The sequence below is a fragment of the Phenylobacterium sp. genome (assembly GCF_024508875.1).
In the GTDB taxonomy this organism is placed as follows: Bacteria; Pseudomonadota; Alphaproteobacteria; order Caulobacterales; family Caulobacteraceae; genus Phenylobacterium.
Genome location: NZ_JANINU010000359.1, coordinates 1 through 15,071, shown reverse-complemented (window position 1 = coordinate 15,071; position 15,071 = coordinate 1). Strand labels below are relative to the sequence as shown.

Sequence of the window (15,071 nt, the reverse complement as noted above, 5' to 3'; positions counted from 1 at the left end):
CGCCGGTCAGCCGGCCGATCGCCTCGATCTTCTGCGCCTGCATCAGCGCCTGTTCGGCCCGCACCCGCTCGGCCGCCTGGCGGTCGGCCTCCTCCAGCGCCCGTTCCAGCTCCGCCGTCCGCGCCCGCAGGCCCTCCTCGAGCCTGGCGTTCCGGCGCCGCAGGTCGCGGATCGTCAGCGCCCGCGAAATCGCCGGCAGCAGGGTGGAGAGCTTCAGCGGCTTCAGCACATAGTCGAGCGCGCCCTCGCGCATCGCCTCGACGGCCGAGGTGATGCTGCCTTCCCCCGTCATGATCACCGTCGCCAGGTCCGGGTCGCGCGCGGTGAGCTCATGCATCAGCTGCAGGCCGTCCAGGCCTGGCATCGCCAGGTCGGTGAGCAGCAGGTCGGCGTCGCCGGCCCGGAACGCCGCCGCCGCCGCCGTCGGGTCGGCGTAGGCGCTGATGCGGTAACCCTGGCTCCCGAGCGTCGCCTCCAGCGCGGCCAGGTTGGCCCGCTCGTCGTCGACCACCACGATGCGGGGCCCGTCCTCGCCTGGGCCCGTCATGCCTCGACCCCGGCGGCGAACCGCGCCAGCGCCCCTCGCACCTCGCGCAGCTTCGGCGGCTTGCCCAGCACGAGGTCGATGTTGGGGATGCCCTCGACCCCCGACAGCATGCCCTGGCCCCAGCCGGTGAGCAGGATGATCGGCGTCTGCGGCGCGATCGACTTGATCGCCGCTGCCACCTGCCGGCCGTTGATGTACGGCATCCCGAGGTCGGTGATGACCAGGTCGAACGGATGGCCGTCCTGGCCGGCCTCGAAGGCGTCGATCCCGGCCCGTCCGTCGCTGGCGGTGGTGACGTTGTGTCCGTCGTTGGCGAGCGCCTCCTGCAACGCCTTCAGCACCACGGGATCGTCGTCCACCAGCAGCAGGCGCATGGGCCCCGCCGGCGCCAGCTCGCCGGCTGCGGCCGTCGCGCTGCGCATCGCCGCCGGGAAGATCAGCGAGAAGGTCGTCCCCTCGCCGGGGCTCGACGTCAGGTCCACCTCGGCCCCGTGCCGCTGGGCGACGCCGTACACCATGGCCAGGCCCAGGCCCGTGCCGCGCTCGCCCTTGGTGGTGAAGAACGGCTCCATGCAGCGCTGGCGGGCCTCCTCGTCCATGCCGACGCCGGTGTCCGACACGTCGATCCGCACCCATCCCGGCTGCTCGGTGCGGGCTGTGCGTACGGTGAGCTGGCCGCCGTCGGGCATGGCGTCGATGGCGTTGAACACCAGGTTCGTCAGCGCCTCGCGGATTTCGCTCTCCATGCCGATGACCTGCGGCAGGTTCTCGGCCAGCTCCATCTGCGTGCGCACCACCGCCCCGCGCTCCATCGCCATGTCGGCCCATCGCGCCCGCGTCAGGTCGATCACATGCATCGCCAGGTCGTTGAGCTGCACCGGCGCGCCCGCGAGCTGCGGCTCCCGCTTGCGGTAGAATTCCCGCATCCGCCCGATGGTGTGGCTGACGTCCTCGACCGCCCGGCGGATCACCTCGAGCTGCTTGCGCCCCTGGCCGCTCAGGCCCTTCTCCGTCTCGAGCATGGCCTCGGTGTAGAGTGCGACGGGCGAAAGGGCGTTGTTGATGTCGTGGGCGATGCCGCTCGCCATCTGCCCCAGGGCGCGCAGGCGTTCCTGCTCCATCACCGTCTGCTGCGAGGCGCGGAGGTTGTCGTAGGCCGCCTGCAGCTCGTTGTGGAGCTGGACCTGATGGGCCGCCAACGCGACGTGTTCGCTGAGCTGGCGCAGGAACTCGCAGTCGGCGCTGCTGAACGCGCCCGCATCCCGCCGCGCGGCGACGAAGCAGCCGAACGTCCGGCTCTCCACCTGCAGCGGCGCGGCCACGAACGACTGCAGTCCCGCCTGCGCCAGCCGGGCTTGCAGCGGCACGTCGAAGCCCGAGATGTCGGGCTCGTACAGCAGCTTGCCGGCGAGGCACGGGCCGAGCCCGCTGTCCTCGGTCGAGAAGGCCGTCGGCTCGGGCAACGCCAGCGAGAGGCCCAGTTCGCCGGAGCCGGCGCCCACGGCGACCATCCGGATCGTCCCGGCCTTGTCGTCCAGTTCGCAAAGGGCGGCGAAATCGACAGGCAGTTGCTGTTCGACGCTGCGCACGGCGACCTGGTAGATGCTGGCCAGGTCCTGCCGGTCGCCGATCGCCCGCGTGATCTGGTGCAGCAGGCTCAGGCGCTCGAGCTGCGCCAGCACCTTGGCTTCGGCCTGGTTCCGCGCCTCAGCCTCGCGCTCCAGCGTCTCGCGGGCGGCCGTCAGCTCGGCGATCCGCGCCGCCACCTCCCCCGTCAGCGCGGCCTCGGCCAGGCCCCGCTCGCGCATGTCGTCGGCGGTGGTCTTGATCACCCACAGCATCACCACGAGATAGGCGGCGATCTTGCCCAGATGGGCGATCATGGCCGCGCTGTCTCCCGGCGAGCGCGAGTACAGCATCGCCATGTTGCCGAGCGCGAGCGTCACCGCGGCCCAGCGCAGGGGGCCGACGATCCTTTGCCGGTCCTTCAGCCGACCGGCCCACAGTGCGACGGCGATCCACAGCAGCGGCGCGACCACCAGCGTCGGTCGCGTGATCCCCAGCAGTCCCGGCGCGGAGTAGGGCGGCCATTGCTGGTAGAACAGGAACAGGGCCCCGCCGACGACGGCGGCCGCCAGCATGAACGACCAGAGCCGTCCTTCGCCGCGCTCCAGCCGCCATAACGCGCCCAGCGTCGCCAGCGGCAGGATGTAGGCCGAGGGCGACCAGGTCGCTGGCCGCAGCCGGTCGCGGGCCGCCACCATCCAGGAGAGGCCGCCGTTCCAGTCCACCCCGACGAGCGCGTGGCAGAATTCGAGGGCGAATGTCAGCCCGAAGGCCACCGAGAGCCAGGCCAGGAATGGGCTCGCCGTGTGCCGCGACATGTCCCACAGCAGCAGGGACAGGATGCCCGCCAGCACCGCGACGCCGGTGTCCAGCATGCCGTGCAAATCTGCATACTGGTTGGGCCGCACGGTCAGCAGGACGACCGCCGCAAGGTAACAGGCCAGGACGGCGGTCGCCGCTCTCGGCAAGTTCCTCGCGCCCTCTAGCACCATGCCCCCCTTTGTCTAATTCAACCTATGGAGGTTGTATTTATGGGACACAATCGGACAGTGCGTCGATTCTCTATCGCAGCCTCCACGGGGCGCAAGCGCGCTTAGGTTGAGAACCTTCGCCGCAACGCATCGTTCCCTTAAGTCGGCCGGAACCGCAACGGCATGGCCTTCGGTCCCGAAATGAAGTTCGAGGCCAGCCATTCCACGGGCGCGGCCAGTTCGAAGTCCTTCATTCGCGTCAGCACCTCGCGCAGCATGGCGTCGATCTCGATCCGGGCGATGTGTTGGCCCAGGCAGCCGTGCGGCCCCGTGCCGAAGGCGATGTGCGGGTTTTCCGCCCGGCTGAGGTCCAGCACGTCGGGCCGGTCGAACGCGTCCGGGTCGCGGTTGGCCGCGCCGAAGTACATGACCACCTTGTCGCCTTCCCGGATCTTCTCGCCGGCCAGCTCGGCGTCGCGCTTCGCCGTACGGCGCATGTAGATCACCGGGCTGGTCCAGCGCAGCAGCTCCTCGCGCGCCGTCCCCAGCCGGCCCTCCAGGTCGGCCATCAGCCAGGCGTACTGCTCGGGGTGCTCCATCAGCGCCAGCAGCCCGCCCGACAGCAGGTTCCGCGTCGTGTCCCCGCCGGCGTCCACCAGCAGGAGGAAGAACAGCAGGAACTCCATGTCCTCCAGCTTGCGGCCGTCCACCTCGCAGGCCAGCAGCTTGGAGGCCAGGTCCTCGCCCGGCCGCGCCCGCTTCTCGGCCATCACCTTCGAGCCGTACTCGAACATCTTCATCACCGCCTGGCCGCCGGCGCCGGGCGGCAGCGCCTCGGGCGCGGTGTGGATGATCTCCGTCAGCTTGTAGAGCTCGCGCCCGTCCTCCAGCGGCAGGCCCATCAGCTCGGCGATCACGAAGCTCGGCATCTCGCCGGCCACCTCGGCCACGAAGTCGCACTCGCCCTTCCCGATGACGGCGTCGACGATCTGCTTGGCGAGTTCCTGGATCCGCGCCTGCCGCAGCCGCGCCTGCGGCTCGGTGAACTCCGAGCGGATGAGCTTGCGGAACGCCGTGTGCTCCGGCGGGTCCATCATCAGCATCATCTTGTAAGGGCCGAACCCGCCCGCCTCGGCCAGCGGGTCGGTGATCATGATGGTGGGCTCGGACGAATAGGTCTGGAAATCGCGGTCGACGGCCCAGACGTCGGCGTGGCGCGTCACCGCCCAGAAGCCGCTGCCGCCCGGCTCGTCGTGCCAGCGTACGGGCGCGTTCCGCCGCAGCCATTCGTACTGCCGGTGCGGCTGGCCGCCGTCGAAGCTCGACGGCGAGAGCAAGTCGATCTTCATGGCCCGTCCTCCCATTTTCGTTTTCAGGGAGCAGACGCGGTTTCCCGAAGGTCTGGCAAGGGGGCAGGCGCGCGGGCCCGCCCCCGGCCGGATCAGAACACCTCGATCCAGCTATCCGAGCCGGAATAGGAGCTCGCCTTGCCGTAGCAGAGCAGGCCCGGGCGCTCGGCGCTCTGCTGGCCCTTCTTCAGCTCCCACTTGAGCTGCTTGCACGGCCAGCCGTTCACCGCTTCCTCGCTCACCACGGTGATCGAGCCCAGCGACTGCGCCCCCTTCCAGGTCAGGCGCTGGCCCAGGGCCAGGCCGCCCAGCTTCTTCTCGAAGGCGTTGTACGAACCGTCCAGGCTGACGAGCTGCCGGGCCCAGGCGTCGTAGCTGTAGCCGCCCTCGCAGTCGCTGCAGCGCACCTTGCCGAACTCGACGAAGGCCTTCTTCTGGGCGTCCAGCTCGGGCGAGAAGCGCAGGTCCGACGGATATTTCACCGAGCGCGCGCCGGCGTTCATCGGCCAGGGCGCCGGGCCGGTGGTCGCGGGCGTGGCCTCTGCGGCAGGGGCCGACACGTCGCCGCCCGAGCCGCCGCCGTCGTCCGCGGCGCCCGGCGCGACCGTCTGCGCCTGGGACGGCTGGGCGCTGTTCTGGATTGCCGCCGCCGCCGCCTGCCGGGCCAGGTTCTTGAGGAAGCCGCTTTGGGCGGCGGCCGTATGGGGCAGGGCCAGGGCGAGGCCGGCGCACAGGGCGGCGGCGGGGACAGACTTCGACATGCGCACTCCAATCGGGCCGGCGAATCCGGCCGTCCCAAACATTCGCGTTGCGGGGCGCGCGCAGATGCAGGGGCGGCGGGGCCGCCTCCAGGGCTTTGCGGCGAACGGGCCGTCCGCGTCGACGAACGCGGCCGTGCGGGCCGGCCGTCAGCTCTGAGCCGGGGACCCTGCGACCGCGTCCAGGCGCAGTCGGATATGCGACAGCACGCGGGCGGCGATGACCAGGTCCGCCGGATGCAGGCCGCCCAGCACCTCGCGTCCCAGCTCGATCGCCAGCTTGTCCAGGGCCGCGGTCATCGACCGGCCGTGGTCCGTCAGGTGAAGGATGTTCTTTCGCCGGTCCGTGGGGCAGGCGCGGCGCTCCACGCACCCTGCGGCCTCCAGCCCGTCGACCGTCCGCACCAGCGCGGCCGGTTCGATCCCGGCGAGCTCGGCGACGTCGCTCTGGCTCAGCCCGTCCGGGCTGCGCGCCAGCCACACGAGCGCGGCGAACTTGGCCTCGGTCATGCCGTGGCCCTTCAGTCGCTCGTCCATCCGTGCGCGCCACCGCCGGCCTGCGACCATCACGTCGCGCACGAACCCCCGGCCCGCGTCGATCCCGCTCTCTGACAACCCGTACCTCCGCCTCAGCGGACGGAGCCTAACGGACAGAAAATCGAAATACCGTTGATATGGCTCAAGTGCGTCAACGTGTCCGGCAAAACGATGCTCATGATGATGATCGACATCTATTCCATATCGGGAAACATCGTTTGACGGGACATTAGTCGATTGTATTCATTGCCCATTCTGGGGAAGTTAGCCATGCCTGTTAGCCACCGGTTATCGCGTCGCGGCTGAAAGACGGCGTGTATCCGAGAGGCCGTCGAACCGATGGTCCATCGGCTCCCCGCGGCCCCCGGGCGGCGTAATTCATCACAGCGGAGGTTCGCGCGCTCGCCCGTCCGACCGCGCTCGACGCCGCCGCCTGAGACCGCCCTCCGCATGAGCCTGTCGCCGGAAACCCTCGCCAACCTCGCCACGCGCATCGACCTGCGCAAGGCGGCGGTGCTGCTCGTGGAGGCGAGCTCGCAGGGGATGGACGTCCTGGCCCAGGTCTTTTCGGGTTTCGGCGCCAAGGCCCTGCTGCGCGCATCCAGTTTCGAGGAAGCGAAGGAGATCGCCCATCGCGAGGTGCTCGACCTCGTGGTGTGCGAGGCCGCGCTCAAGCCTGGCGAGGCCGACGGCTACGAGTTCGCCCACTGGCTGCGCCGCTCTGGCCTGGAGCCGAACGCCTTCGCCCCCATGATCGTCCTGTCGTCGCACACCAGCCGCCGCAACGTGGTGCGCGCCCGCGACTGCGGCGCCCATTTCGTGGTGAGCAAGCCGCTGGTGCCGGCGATTCTGCTGGAGCGCATCCTGTGGATCGCCCGGACCAACCGCATCTTCGTCAACTGCGACAGCTATATCGGCCCCGACCGCCGCTTCCAGATGCTCGGCCCGCCCGCCGACATGGAGGGGCGTCGCTCCACCGACCTCGTCGGCGAGCTGGGCGCCGCTCGCGATCCCAACATGGCCCAAGACGAGATCGACAACCTCATGCGGCCGCAGCGGGTGGCGCTGTGAGCGCCGCGTCCCACAGGCTACCCAATTTGGGGGCAGTTTCCTGTTTTTTACCGAAAATTTCGATCTCCGGCCCATGAAAATGGGAACTTTCCCAGAGTTGGGAATTCCATCGGAGAGCCAGAGCTTCCGCCGCGATGAGCCTTGCCGACGCGACCCTTTCGAACCTCGGCTCGCGCATCGACCTGCGCAAGGCGGCGGTGCTGCTGGTCGAGCCCAACAACCAGGCGATGGACGTGCTCGCGTCGATCTTCCTGGGCTTCGGCGCGACCCATTGCCTCAAGGCCAGCTCGCTCGAGGAGGCCCAGCAGGTGGTCCACTCCACCCCGCTCGACCTGATCGCCTGCGAGGCGACGCTCCAGCCCGACGGCCCCGATGGCTACGAGTTCGTGAGCTGGCTACGCCGTTCGGGGCTCGATCCCAACGCCTTCGCGCCGGTCCTGCTGCTGTCGTCGCACACCAGCAGCCGCAACGTCTCGCGGGCCCGCGACTGCGGAGCGCACTTCATGGTCAGTAAGCCCCTGGCCCCGGCGGTGTTGCTCCAGCGGATCATCTGGATCGCGCAGAACAATCGCACTTTCGTAAGCTGCGACTCCTATGTCGGTCCCGACCGGCGGTTCCAGAACCTCGGCCCGCCCGACGGTGTGGGACGCCGCCACAACGACCTCTCGGCGGAGCTCGGGGAGGCCACCGACCGCAACATGGATCAGTCCGAGATCGACAGCTTGCTCACGCCCCAGAAAGTCGCCCGATGAGTTCGGTCAGCTACATCCGCCGCCCCAACCGCCTGGGCAAGCTCATCTCCGCGCCGGGCGGGCGCAAGCTCAGCGAGGCCGTGGCCAAGGCCGAGGCCAACCTCGAGGTCCTGCGCCCGGGGATGATGAACGAGGTCGACGGTGCGCTGGAGCGCCTGCGCGACGCCGCCGCCCGCAGCGACATGGCGGCGCGTTCGGACGTCTACAACTGCGCCACCGCCATCGTCAGCTTCGCGGGCCTTTGCGGCATGAAGCGGCTGGGCGAGGTGGCCTACAACCTCTGCGAACTGTCCGACCGCTACATCGAGGCGGGCGTCTGGAACGCCGCCGCCATCGGCGCGCACATCCAGACCATGGGCGTCCTGCGCATGGCCAATCTGCCCGAGGACTCGCCCGAAGCCGAGGCCGTGATGGAGGGTCTGAAGACCCTCGTCCGCCGCGCGGAGGAAAAGGCCGCCGCCGAAGCCGCCACCGCCAAGGGCGAATAGGCGCCCGCCCTTCTCCCCTGGGAAGAAGGTGGATCGCACGCCGCCGTCCGCCTCACAGCGGGCCGCAGGCGCCGTCCATTTGGCGCTGACGCGCCGGTGCGGCCGAAGCGTTCGCCCCCTATCCGACCTGTTTCGCCGGCCCCCTCTCCGCGACCGGAGAAGGGACCGCCGACGAGGCCCTACAGCCCCTTGTTCGGATTGATCAGGTACTTCTCGCCGGTCGTCTTCCTGTTGTAGGCGGCGATCACGTCGGGCCGCAGCGTCTCGGCCAGCGAGATTTCGGCCGTGTAGTGGCTGGCGAACGTCGTCTTCAGCTCGTCCACCACCCGCTGGCGCAGGCGCTGGGTCCCTTCGGCGCCCAGCTTCATCAGGAACGGCGTCAAGAGCCAGCCGCCCACCGACCACGACAGGCCGAAGTTGCGCGCCAGTTCCGACGGCTTCGGGTCGAGCGAGCCGTAGATATAGACCTGCTTGAACACGCTGGAGCCGTAACGGCTGTAGGCGCCGCCGCGCGAGTTGGCCGCCGCCTCCATGGCCGAGAGGATCTGGCTGGCCAGCTTGCCGCCGCCGATGGCGTCGAAGGCGATGGTGGCGTTGGTGGCGATCAGGGCCTGGGTCAGTTCCTCCTGGAAGTTTGGCGAGCTGGAATCGACCACGTACTTCGCCCCGATGTCCGTCAGGATCTTCGCCTGTGCGGGGCGGCGCACGATGTTCACCAGGTCGATGCCGTCCTTCAGGCAGATCTTGTTCAGCATCTGGCCCAGGTTCGACGCCGCCGCCGTGTGCACCAGCGCCGTGTGGCCCTCGGCGCGCATGGTCTCGGTCATGCCCAGCGCGGTCAGCGGGTTGACGAAGCAGGACGCCCCGTCCGCCGCGCTCGCCCCGGCGGGCAGGGGCAGGACGTCGCCGGCCTTCACGGTCCGGTACTGGGCGTACATGGCCCCGCCCAGCAGCGCGACGGTCTTGCCCACCAGGGCCTGCGCCGCCGGGTCGGAACCGGCCGCGATCACCACGCCCGCGCCTTCGTTGCCGACGGGCATGGACTCATCCAGCCGCGCCTTCAGGGCCTTCAGGAACTGATCCGGCACCTTGGCCGTGGTCTTGCCGCCCTCGCTCTTCAGCGTGGACAGGTCGGCCGGGCCCAGCAGCAGGCCAAGGTCCGACGGGTTCAGCGGCGAGGCCTCCACCCGTACCAGCACCTCGTCGCCGGCCGGCGGCGCGATCGCCACCTCCGCCAAGCTGAGCTCCAGCTCGCCGCTGCTCTTGATGATCGACCGCAGTTGCAGCCCGCTCGCCGGAATATCGGCCACCTTCGCCTCCCTTGGCTTTACATTGGCAGGGGAAGCACATGGCGGCTCGGCCGCGCGAAGCCAAGAGCCTGAAAGCAAGAAGGCGGCCCTTTCGGCCAACCCCTAAAGCAAGAAAGGCGACCCTTTCGGGTCGCCTCTGCCGCTTCTTGTGATCCGCACGGGACCCGAAGATCCCGGAAGCGCTGCGGGGGCCCCACGCCCCAGCGGCCGCGGACGGCCGCCGTTGCCAACGTCTTCCTCCAGCCTGACGCGCACGGCAAGCCCCGCGGCTGTCCGCGCGGCATTTCGCCCGACCATGTTGCGGCCACGACACGCCCCGAAATGGCCCCAATCCGGACCTTCGGCGGACACAGGCGGTGCGTTTACTCATTACGTCGGCTGATCCGCATCCGGTCCGGATCCTGAACAGCCCCCCCAGCCCCCCTGACCGGGCGCCCGATCAGCCGACGACCCTCCCCACATCCGCGCCACGCCCCCCGGGGCTCAGCGCACCGCGACGATCTCGACCTCGGCGCCCGCCACCGTCGCGACCTCGCCGACGCTCTTGCCCAGCAGCGCGCGGGCCAGCGGCGCGACGTAGCTGATGCTGCCCTTGGCCGGGTCCGCTTCGTCCTCGCCGACGATCCGGAAGGTCTGTTGGCGGCCGTCGTCGCGCTCGATCTGCACCGTCCGCCCGAACTGCACCGTTTGGAGATCGCCCTCGGGCGCCATGAGCTGCGCGCTCGCGCGCCGCGCCGACCAGTAACGCAGATCCCGCGTCGCCCGCGCCATCGCCGTGCGGTCGGCCGCCACCCCGCCCTCGGCCTGGGCCGCGGAATAGGCCGCCCGCGCCGCCGCCAGCTCGGCCTCGATCGCCGCGAGCCCGCTGGCCGTCACCAGGTTGGGATGAGGCGAGATCGGCCGGTCCGGCAGGTCGGCCGCCTGGGCCTCGTAGTCTTCTTCCCGGGTGAATGCGACAGCCATGGCGGCACCCTAGCCTTCAAGATCTTGCACAGCAAAAGACCCCCGGCGTCGCCGCCGGGGGCCCTATGCGTCGTCGCAGGTCCAGGCCTAGGCGACGCTGAGCGTCGCGCGCCGGCGGCGCATGAGCGCGCCCGTGCCGCCGAAGCCCATGATCATCAGCGCCCACGCGGCCGGTTCCGGCACCGGGGCGGCGGCGTCGAAGGTCGCCGTGCCGCTGAACACGGCCTGCGGACCGCCCGTGCCGGTGATGGTCAGGAGCTGCGGGCCGCCGGCCACCACGGGCAGGGGGCCGCCCGAGGCCATCACGATGTTGCCGCCGTCGCCGCTCGGGGTGTTGGTCACGCTCAGCGCCACGCCGTTCCAGGTGAAGCTGCTCACGACCAGCGCGCTGTTGGTCAGGAAGCCGATGGAGCTCAGTGTGAAGCCCACCACACCGTCCGGCAGGTTGAACGCGAAGTTGTCGGTGAAGAAGGTGCTGCCCGGATCGTAGCTGTGCGTGCTGGCGGTCTCGCCCGGAATGGTCTCGGCGCCGTCGACACCCAGGCCGTTATCGCCGAACGCCACCGAGATACCGCCGGTCGGCGTGCTGGTCCACGGCTCGACATAAGTCGCCGCCGACGCGGCAGACGCGGATACGGCCAAGCTTACGGCAAGCGCGGACGCGGCGAAGAACTTAACATTTGCTGTCATGTACAGCCCCTTTACAGTCACAAGAGCGCGTCAAAGTTCAGTCTAGACGCGCGGCCCGGATCGGAAACTTGGTTTAGGCCTGACGGTTCCGTCGCCCGTCAAAAATTGTGGCGAGGATGTGTCCGGGCATGGAAACGGCCCCCGGACCGGGTCCGGGGGCCGTTTGTCCCTTTGCGGTGTGGGGACCGCGAAGGGGTTACTTCGACGGGCTGGTGTCCGGCGTGTTGGCCGTGGTCGCGCCGCCGTCGGCGTTGCCGGCCTGCTGCTCCACGGCGTCGGCCTGGGCGTTCAGCGACTTCTCCTGGGCTTCGTTCGGCGTCGCGGCGGCTTGGGCTTCCAGCGAGTCGGCCTTGGCCTCGGCGGCCTTGTCCTGGGGGCTGTTGCAGGCGGCGAGGCTCATGGCGGCGCAGCCGGCGAGGGCGAGGGTCATCAGGCGCATCGGTGTTCTCTCCATCCGTTGAACGCGGGCAAGCTTGAGCGCGCGAAGGCGATGTCGGTTCCGTGACCGGCCGACGAAAACGTCGTACGACCGCCCGGCTCGCCAACCTGGGAAGCCCATGCGCCGTCTCGCCATCGCCTTTTCCGCCCTGACGCTCACGGCCTGCGCCACGGCCGCGCCGCCGCCCGCCGCGCCGGTGCGCTACACGGGCACGCCGCAGGAACAGTGGGAGCAGGGCCAGAAGGCGTACGAGGCCTGGTCCAAGGCGCGGCCGGGCTGGATCGTCACCGCCTCGGGGCTCCAGGCCCACCGCGTCAAGGCGGAGAAGGCCTCGGCCCCGCGCCCGGTCCCGACCGACACTGTGACCATCCACTACGTCGGCCGGTTCATCGACGGCCGCGTCTTCGACAGCTCGCGCGAGCGCGGCAAGCCGGCCACCTTTCCCCTGCCGCGCCTGATCAAGGGTTGGCAGGAGGGCGTGCCGATGATGCGTGTCGGCGAGACCTGGGAGTTCGTGATCCCCGCCGACATCGCCTACGGATCCCGCTACCGCGACCCCATCCCCTCCAACAGCACCCTGCTGTTCGAAATCGAACTGATCGGCATCGGCGAGGAATAGGGCAGGGCGGCGCGTTCAGGCGAGCATCGCCACGATCCCGCCCAGCACCGCGACCACGCCGACGGCCAGCCAGCCGATCGTGCCCTTGACGACGCTCTTCCAGTTCAGGGCCACCCAGTCGGGTTGCTCGCGCACCTTCCGCCGGACGCCGTCGAGCGTCCCGCCGATCGCCAGCACCCCGAAGAGGATGGCTCCGATCGCGAGGGGGCGGACCTGCATGGCGCCCTGATCCGTCGCTTCAGAACGCCGCCGTCATCGGGTCCGGCCCGATCCGGCCGCCGGCGTCGTCCAGGCCGGCCAGCTTGGCCAGGTCCTCGGCGTCCAGCCGGAAGTCGAACACCTCCACGTTCCCGCGGATCCGCGACGGCGTCACCGACTTCGGGATCACGATCAGGCCGTTGTCCAGGTGCCAGCGGATGATCACCTGCGCCGCCGTCTTGCCGTGCTTGGCCGCGATGGCCGTGACCACCGGATCGGCCAGCAACTGGCCCTGGCCCAGGGGGCTCCACGACTCCGTCGCGATCCCCAGCCGCTGGTGGACCTCGCGCAACGTCCGCTGCTGGAACCGCGGGTGCAGCTCCACCTGGTTCACCGCCGGCGTCACGCCCGTCTCGCCGATGATCCGCTCCAGGTGCTCCGGCTGGAAGTTCGACACACCGATCGACTTCGCCCGCCCCTCGGTCTTCAGCCGCACCAGCGCCTTCCAGCTCTCCACGTAGAGGTTCCGGTGCGGCGACGGCCAATGGATCAGGTAGAGGTCGATGGCCGGCAGGCCCAGCCGCTCCAGGCTCTTGTCGAACGCCTGCAGGGCGGCGTCGTAGCCCTGGTTGTCGTTCCACAGCTTGGTGGTGACGAAGACGTCGTCCGCCCCCGCCGCCCGGAGGCCTTCGCCCACGCCGCGCTCGTTCCGATAGGCCGCGGCGGTGTCCACCGCGCGGTAGCCGGCCGCGATGGCGGTCTTCACCACCTCGGCCGCCCCCTCCGGCGGCGTCTGCCAGACCCCCAGCCCCAGTTGCGGCATCTGTGCGCCGTCGTTCAGCGTCACGGTCGGCTGGTCGGTCATGCGGGGTCCTGTCGGTTATGGGCGCGCGCGCGTCGGGGCCGCCCCGGCGTCGCGCGATCCGCCTGGCAGATTTGGCCCCCGGACGGCGCGGCGCAACCCGGCCGCCAGGGATTTCGGCGGTCAGGCCTGGCCCGCCGCCGTCACCGCGAAGCCCTCGTAGCCCCTGGCCGCCACGTCGTCGCACTTGGCCACATAGGCCGGAAAGCCGCCGATGTAGGGCATGAACACGCGTGGCTTTCCCGGCACGTTCGCGCCGAGGTACCAGGAGTTGGCCTGCGGATAGACCGTGGCCTCGGCCGCCTCGTTGACGTGCGCGACCCAGGCCTCCTGCGCGGCCTCGGTCGCCTCGATCGCGCCGGCCTGGCGCTGGCCCATCCAGGCGATGCAGTCGCTGATCCACTCCACGTGCTGCTCGATCGACACCGCCATGTTCGACAGCACCGACGGGCTGCCGGGGCCGGTGACGATGAACAGGTTCGGGAACCCCGCCACCATCAGCCCGAGGTAGCTCTTCGGACCCCCGTCGGCGTGATCGCCTCGATGGGCGTCTCGGTCAGGTCCGCCAGGCTCACGTTCGGCCGGTTGAAGGTGGCGTAATAGCCGGTGTCCACGCAGATGCGCTTCGAGCCGATGGGATAGGTCTTGGGGATCAGCTTCTCGGCCGTGGCCGGGTCCTTCACGATCCCGCGGATCTTGTCCGCGACGAATTGCACGGCCGTGTCGTTGGCCGCCTTCGAGAAGATCAGGTCGCCGTAGGCGCCCAGCAGGCTGAAGCCGCCGCGCGCCCAGCGTTCCTCGAACGCGGCGGTCCGCACGTCGGGCGCGGTCTCCAGCGCCAGGTCCTCGCGCTGTTCCACCGCGCGGATGGCGAAGCCGGCCTCCCGCGCCTCGCGCCGGTACTGCGCCCGGTTGGCGGCCCAGTCGGCGGCCACTGCAGGATCGGACGGGCCGTTGTGCGCCGGTACGCTGAAGTTCGGCGTCCGCTGATAGACGGTCACCTGCGCCGCCTGCGCCGCGATCTGCGGGATCGCCTGGATCGCCGACGAGCCGGTGCCGATGACCGCCACCCGCTGCCCCGTGAAGTCCACGCCGCCCTCAGGCCAGCGGTGGGTGTGGTAGCTGGCGCCCTCGAAGCTGTCCGCGCCCGGCATGTCGGGTTCCTTGGCGACCGACAGGCAGCCGGTGGCCATCACCACGTGCCGGGCCGAGATCGTCTCGCCGCCGTCGGTGGTCACGGTCCAGCGCCGCGCCGCCTCGTCGTAGTGCGCCGCCGTCACCCGCGTCGAAAGCTGGATGCCGTCGCGCAGGCCGAAACGGTCGGCCACGTGGTTCAGGTAGCGCAGCAGTTCGGGCTGGGCCGCATACCGCTCGCTCCACGTCCATTCGGCGTCCAGCTCGGGGGAGAACGAGTAGCAGTACTCCTGGCTCTCGATGTCCACCCGCGCGCCGGGGTAGCGGTTCCAGTACCAGGTGCCGCCCACCGACGGGCCGGCCTCGTACACCCGCGCCGACAGCCCCAGGCTGCGCAGCCGGTGCAGCATGTAGAGCCCCGAAAATCCGGCGCCCACGACCACCACGTCGAACGACGCGCCACGCTCCGCCATCGCCATCCTCCCAACGTCGTCTTCTTTTGCGAACGACGATAGCCGACTTCCGGCCGGCCTGGCGCGGAGAATGACGCGGGCCATGCGAAAAGGGCGCAGACCCTGCGGCCTGCGCCCTTCCTGTGCGGGTGGCTGGCCGCCGGCTAGTTGGTCGGCGGCGTGGTGGTGGTCGGCGCCTCGGTCGGGGGCGGCGCGGTGGGCGGCGTCGACGGGATCGCGGCCGGGGCCTCGGTCGTGGTCGCCGGCGGCAGGGTGATGACCGCCGGGTTCGCCTCGGTCGGCGCGGCGCCGGGCGTCACGGCCGAATAGGGCTGCGGGCCGTCGGGCAGCGCCGCCGTGGTGCT

General features: G+C 70.1%; 18 protein-coding genes. 4 read left to right on the top strand and 14 right to left on the bottom strand.

Annotated features, from left to right (window positions below):
• From Q0L11_RS24635 to Q0L11_RS24615, 5 genes are all read right to left on the bottom strand, one after another.
• The coding region (locus Q0L11_RS24635; protein WP_296600873.1) for a response regulator at window positions 1–547 on the bottom strand (547 nt) is incomplete at its 3' end.
• On the bottom strand, window positions 544–3,081 hold the full coding sequence (locus Q0L11_RS24630) for an ATP-binding protein (RefSeq protein ID WP_296600871.1): 2,538 nt from the start codon (window positions 3,079–3,081) through the stop codon (window positions 544–546). The genes Q0L11_RS24630 and Q0L11_RS24635, both read right to left, overlap by 4 nt.
• Window positions 3,082–3,242: 161 nt before the next feature.
• The gene (locus tag Q0L11_RS24625) at window positions 3,243–4,433 is read right to left on the bottom strand and encodes a cytochrome P450 (protein ID WP_296600869.1); all 1,191 of its coding nucleotides are present in this window, start codon (window positions 4,431–4,433) and stop codon (window positions 3,243–3,245) included.
• Between the two features lie 92 nt (window positions 4,434–4,525).
• Entirely contained in the window at window positions 4,526–5,194 is a 669-nt protein-coding gene (locus Q0L11_RS24620; protein ID WP_296600868.1) for a hypothetical protein, read from the bottom strand.
• A gap of 147 nt (window positions 5,195–5,341) precedes the next feature.
• A complete protein-coding gene (locus tag Q0L11_RS24615) occupies window positions 5,342–5,806 on the bottom strand; it encodes a MarR family transcriptional regulator (RefSeq protein ID WP_296600866.1) in 465 nt (154 codons plus the stop codon).
• Between the two features lie 372 nt (window positions 5,807–6,178).
• Between Q0L11_RS24615 and Q0L11_RS24610 the strand changes: the two genes are divergently transcribed.
• The 3 genes from Q0L11_RS24610 (at window position 6,179) to Q0L11_RS24600 (ending at window position 8,039) form a co-directional block, all read left to right on the top strand.
• Window positions 6,179–6,799 carry a response regulator gene (locus Q0L11_RS24610; protein ID WP_296600863.1) on the top strand — a complete coding sequence of 207 codons (621 nt, stop codon included), beginning with the start codon at window positions 6,179–6,181 and terminating at the stop codon, window positions 6,797–6,799.
• A 134-nt stretch (window positions 6,800–6,933) separates the two neighbouring features.
• A complete protein-coding gene (locus tag Q0L11_RS24605) occupies window positions 6,934–7,551 on the top strand; it encodes a response regulator (RefSeq protein WP_296600862.1) in 618 nt (205 codons plus the stop codon).
• Complete coding sequence (locus Q0L11_RS24600; RefSeq protein ID WP_296600860.1) at window positions 7,548–8,039, top strand: hypothetical protein; 492 nt, start codon at window positions 7,548–7,550, stop codon at window positions 8,037–8,039. Before Q0L11_RS24605 ends, Q0L11_RS24600 begins: the two co-directional genes overlap by 4 nt.
• A gap of 179 nt (window positions 8,040–8,218) precedes the next feature.
• On the opposite strand, the gene Q0L11_RS24595 is transcribed toward Q0L11_RS24600, so the two are convergent.
• From Q0L11_RS24595 to Q0L11_RS24580, 4 genes are all read right to left on the bottom strand, one after another.
• Window positions 8,219–9,349: a zinc-binding dehydrogenase gene (locus Q0L11_RS24595; protein ID WP_296600858.1), complete on the bottom strand. Its 1,131-nt coding sequence runs from the start codon at window positions 9,347–9,349 to the stop codon at window positions 8,219–8,221.
• Window positions 9,350–9,832: 483 nt separating this feature from the next.
• Window positions 9,833–10,312, bottom strand: coding sequence for a transcription elongation factor GreA (greA, locus tag Q0L11_RS24590; RefSeq protein WP_296600857.1), 480 nt, complete (start codon window positions 10,310–10,312; stop codon window positions 9,833–9,835).
• Between the two features lie 87 nt (window positions 10,313–10,399).
• Window positions 10,400–11,002 carry an FxDxF family PEP-CTERM protein gene (locus Q0L11_RS24585; RefSeq protein ID WP_296600855.1) on the bottom strand — a complete coding sequence of 201 codons (603 nt, stop codon included), beginning with the start codon at window positions 11,000–11,002 and terminating at the stop codon, window positions 10,400–10,402.
• Window positions 11,003–11,198: 196 nt separating this feature from the next.
• The gene (locus tag Q0L11_RS24580; RefSeq protein ID WP_296600854.1) at window positions 11,199–11,441 is read right to left on the bottom strand and encodes a hypothetical protein; all 243 of its coding nucleotides are present in this window, start codon (window positions 11,439–11,441) and stop codon (window positions 11,199–11,201) included.
• 118 nt (window positions 11,442–11,559) lie between these two features.
• Here Q0L11_RS24580 and Q0L11_RS24575 point away from each other — a divergent pair, with 118 nt between their 5' ends.
• Window positions 11,560–12,060, top strand: a complete 501-nt coding sequence (locus Q0L11_RS24575) for an FKBP-type peptidyl-prolyl cis-trans isomerase (RefSeq protein WP_296600852.1) — start codon at window positions 11,560–11,562, stop codon at window positions 12,058–12,060.
• 15 nt (window positions 12,061–12,075) lie between these two features.
• On the opposite strand, the gene Q0L11_RS24570 is transcribed toward Q0L11_RS24575, so the two are convergent.
• The 5 genes from Q0L11_RS24570 to Q0L11_RS24550 all read right to left on the bottom strand — a co-directional run.
• Window positions 12,076–12,279 (bottom strand): hypothetical protein, encoded by a 204-nt coding sequence (locus Q0L11_RS24570; RefSeq protein ID WP_296600850.1) that lies wholly within the window; start codon window positions 12,277–12,279, stop codon window positions 12,076–12,078.
• A gap of 19 nt (window positions 12,280–12,298) precedes the next feature.
• A complete protein-coding gene (locus tag Q0L11_RS24565; RefSeq protein ID WP_296600849.1) occupies window positions 12,299–13,123 on the bottom strand; it encodes an aldo/keto reductase in 825 nt (274 codons plus the stop codon).
• A 120-nt stretch (window positions 13,124–13,243) separates the two neighbouring features.
• Window positions 13,244–13,618: a hypothetical protein gene (locus tag Q0L11_RS24560; protein WP_296600847.1), complete on the bottom strand. Its 375-nt coding sequence runs from the start codon at window positions 13,616–13,618 to the stop codon at window positions 13,244–13,246.
• Window positions 13,618–14,727 carry an NAD(P)/FAD-dependent oxidoreductase gene (locus Q0L11_RS24555; RefSeq protein WP_296600846.1) on the bottom strand — a complete coding sequence of 370 codons (1,110 nt, stop codon included), beginning with the start codon at window positions 14,725–14,727 and terminating at the stop codon, window positions 13,618–13,620. Before Q0L11_RS24555 ends, Q0L11_RS24560 begins: the two co-directional genes overlap by 1 nt.
• Before the next feature lie 143 nt (window positions 14,728–14,870).
• Window positions 14,871–15,071: hypothetical protein (locus tag Q0L11_RS24550; RefSeq protein ID WP_296600844.1), on the bottom strand; the 201-nt coding region annotated here is incomplete at its 5' end.

Excerpts from the sequence above, each read along its gene's own strand:
- Q0L11_RS24625 (WP_296600869.1), bottom strand. The coding sequence starts at position 4,433 with ATGAAGATCGACTTGCTCTCGCCGTCGAGCTTCGACGGCGGCCAGCCG.
- Q0L11_RS24620 (WP_296600868.1), bottom strand. The coding sequence starts at position 5,194 with ATGTCGAAGTCTGTCCCCGCCGCCGCCCTGTGCGCCGGCCTCGCCCTG.
- Q0L11_RS24610 (WP_296600863.1), top strand. The coding sequence starts at position 6,179 with ATGAGCCTGTCGCCGGAAACCCTCGCCAACCTCGCCACGCGCATCGAC.
- Q0L11_RS24605 (WP_296600862.1), top strand. The coding sequence starts at position 6,934 with ATGAGCCTTGCCGACGCGACCCTTTCGAACCTCGGCTCGCGCATCGAC.
- Q0L11_RS24600 (WP_296600860.1), top strand. The coding sequence starts at position 7,548 with ATGAGTTCGGTCAGCTACATCCGCCGCCCCAACCGCCTGGGCAAGCTC.
- greA (WP_296600857.1), bottom strand. The coding sequence starts at position 10,312 with ATGGCTGTCGCATTCACCCGGGAAGAAGACTACGAGGCCCAGGCGGCC.
- Q0L11_RS24585 (WP_296600855.1), bottom strand. The coding sequence starts at position 11,002 with ATGACAGCAAATGTTAAGTTCTTCGCCGCGTCCGCGCTTGCCGTAAGC.
- Q0L11_RS24580 (WP_296600854.1), bottom strand. The coding sequence starts at position 11,441 with ATGCGCCTGATGACCCTCGCCCTCGCCGGCTGCGCCGCCATGAGCCTC.
- Q0L11_RS24575 (WP_296600852.1), top strand. The coding sequence starts at position 11,560 with ATGCGCCGTCTCGCCATCGCCTTTTCCGCCCTGACGCTCACGGCCTGC.
- Q0L11_RS24570 (WP_296600850.1), bottom strand. The coding sequence starts at position 12,279 with ATGCAGGTCCGCCCCCTCGCGATCGGAGCCATCCTCTTCGGGGTGCTG.
- Q0L11_RS24565 (WP_296600849.1), bottom strand. The coding sequence starts at position 13,123 with ATGACCGACCAGCCGACCGTGACGCTGAACGACGGCGCACAGATGCCG.
- Q0L11_RS24560 (WP_296600847.1), bottom strand. The coding sequence starts at position 13,618 with ATGGTGGCGGGGTTCCCGAACCTGTTCATCGTCACCGGCCCCGGCAGC.
- Q0L11_RS24555 (WP_296600846.1), bottom strand. The coding sequence starts at position 14,727 with ATGGCGGAGCGTGGCGCGTCGTTCGACGTGGTGGTCGTGGGCGCCGGA.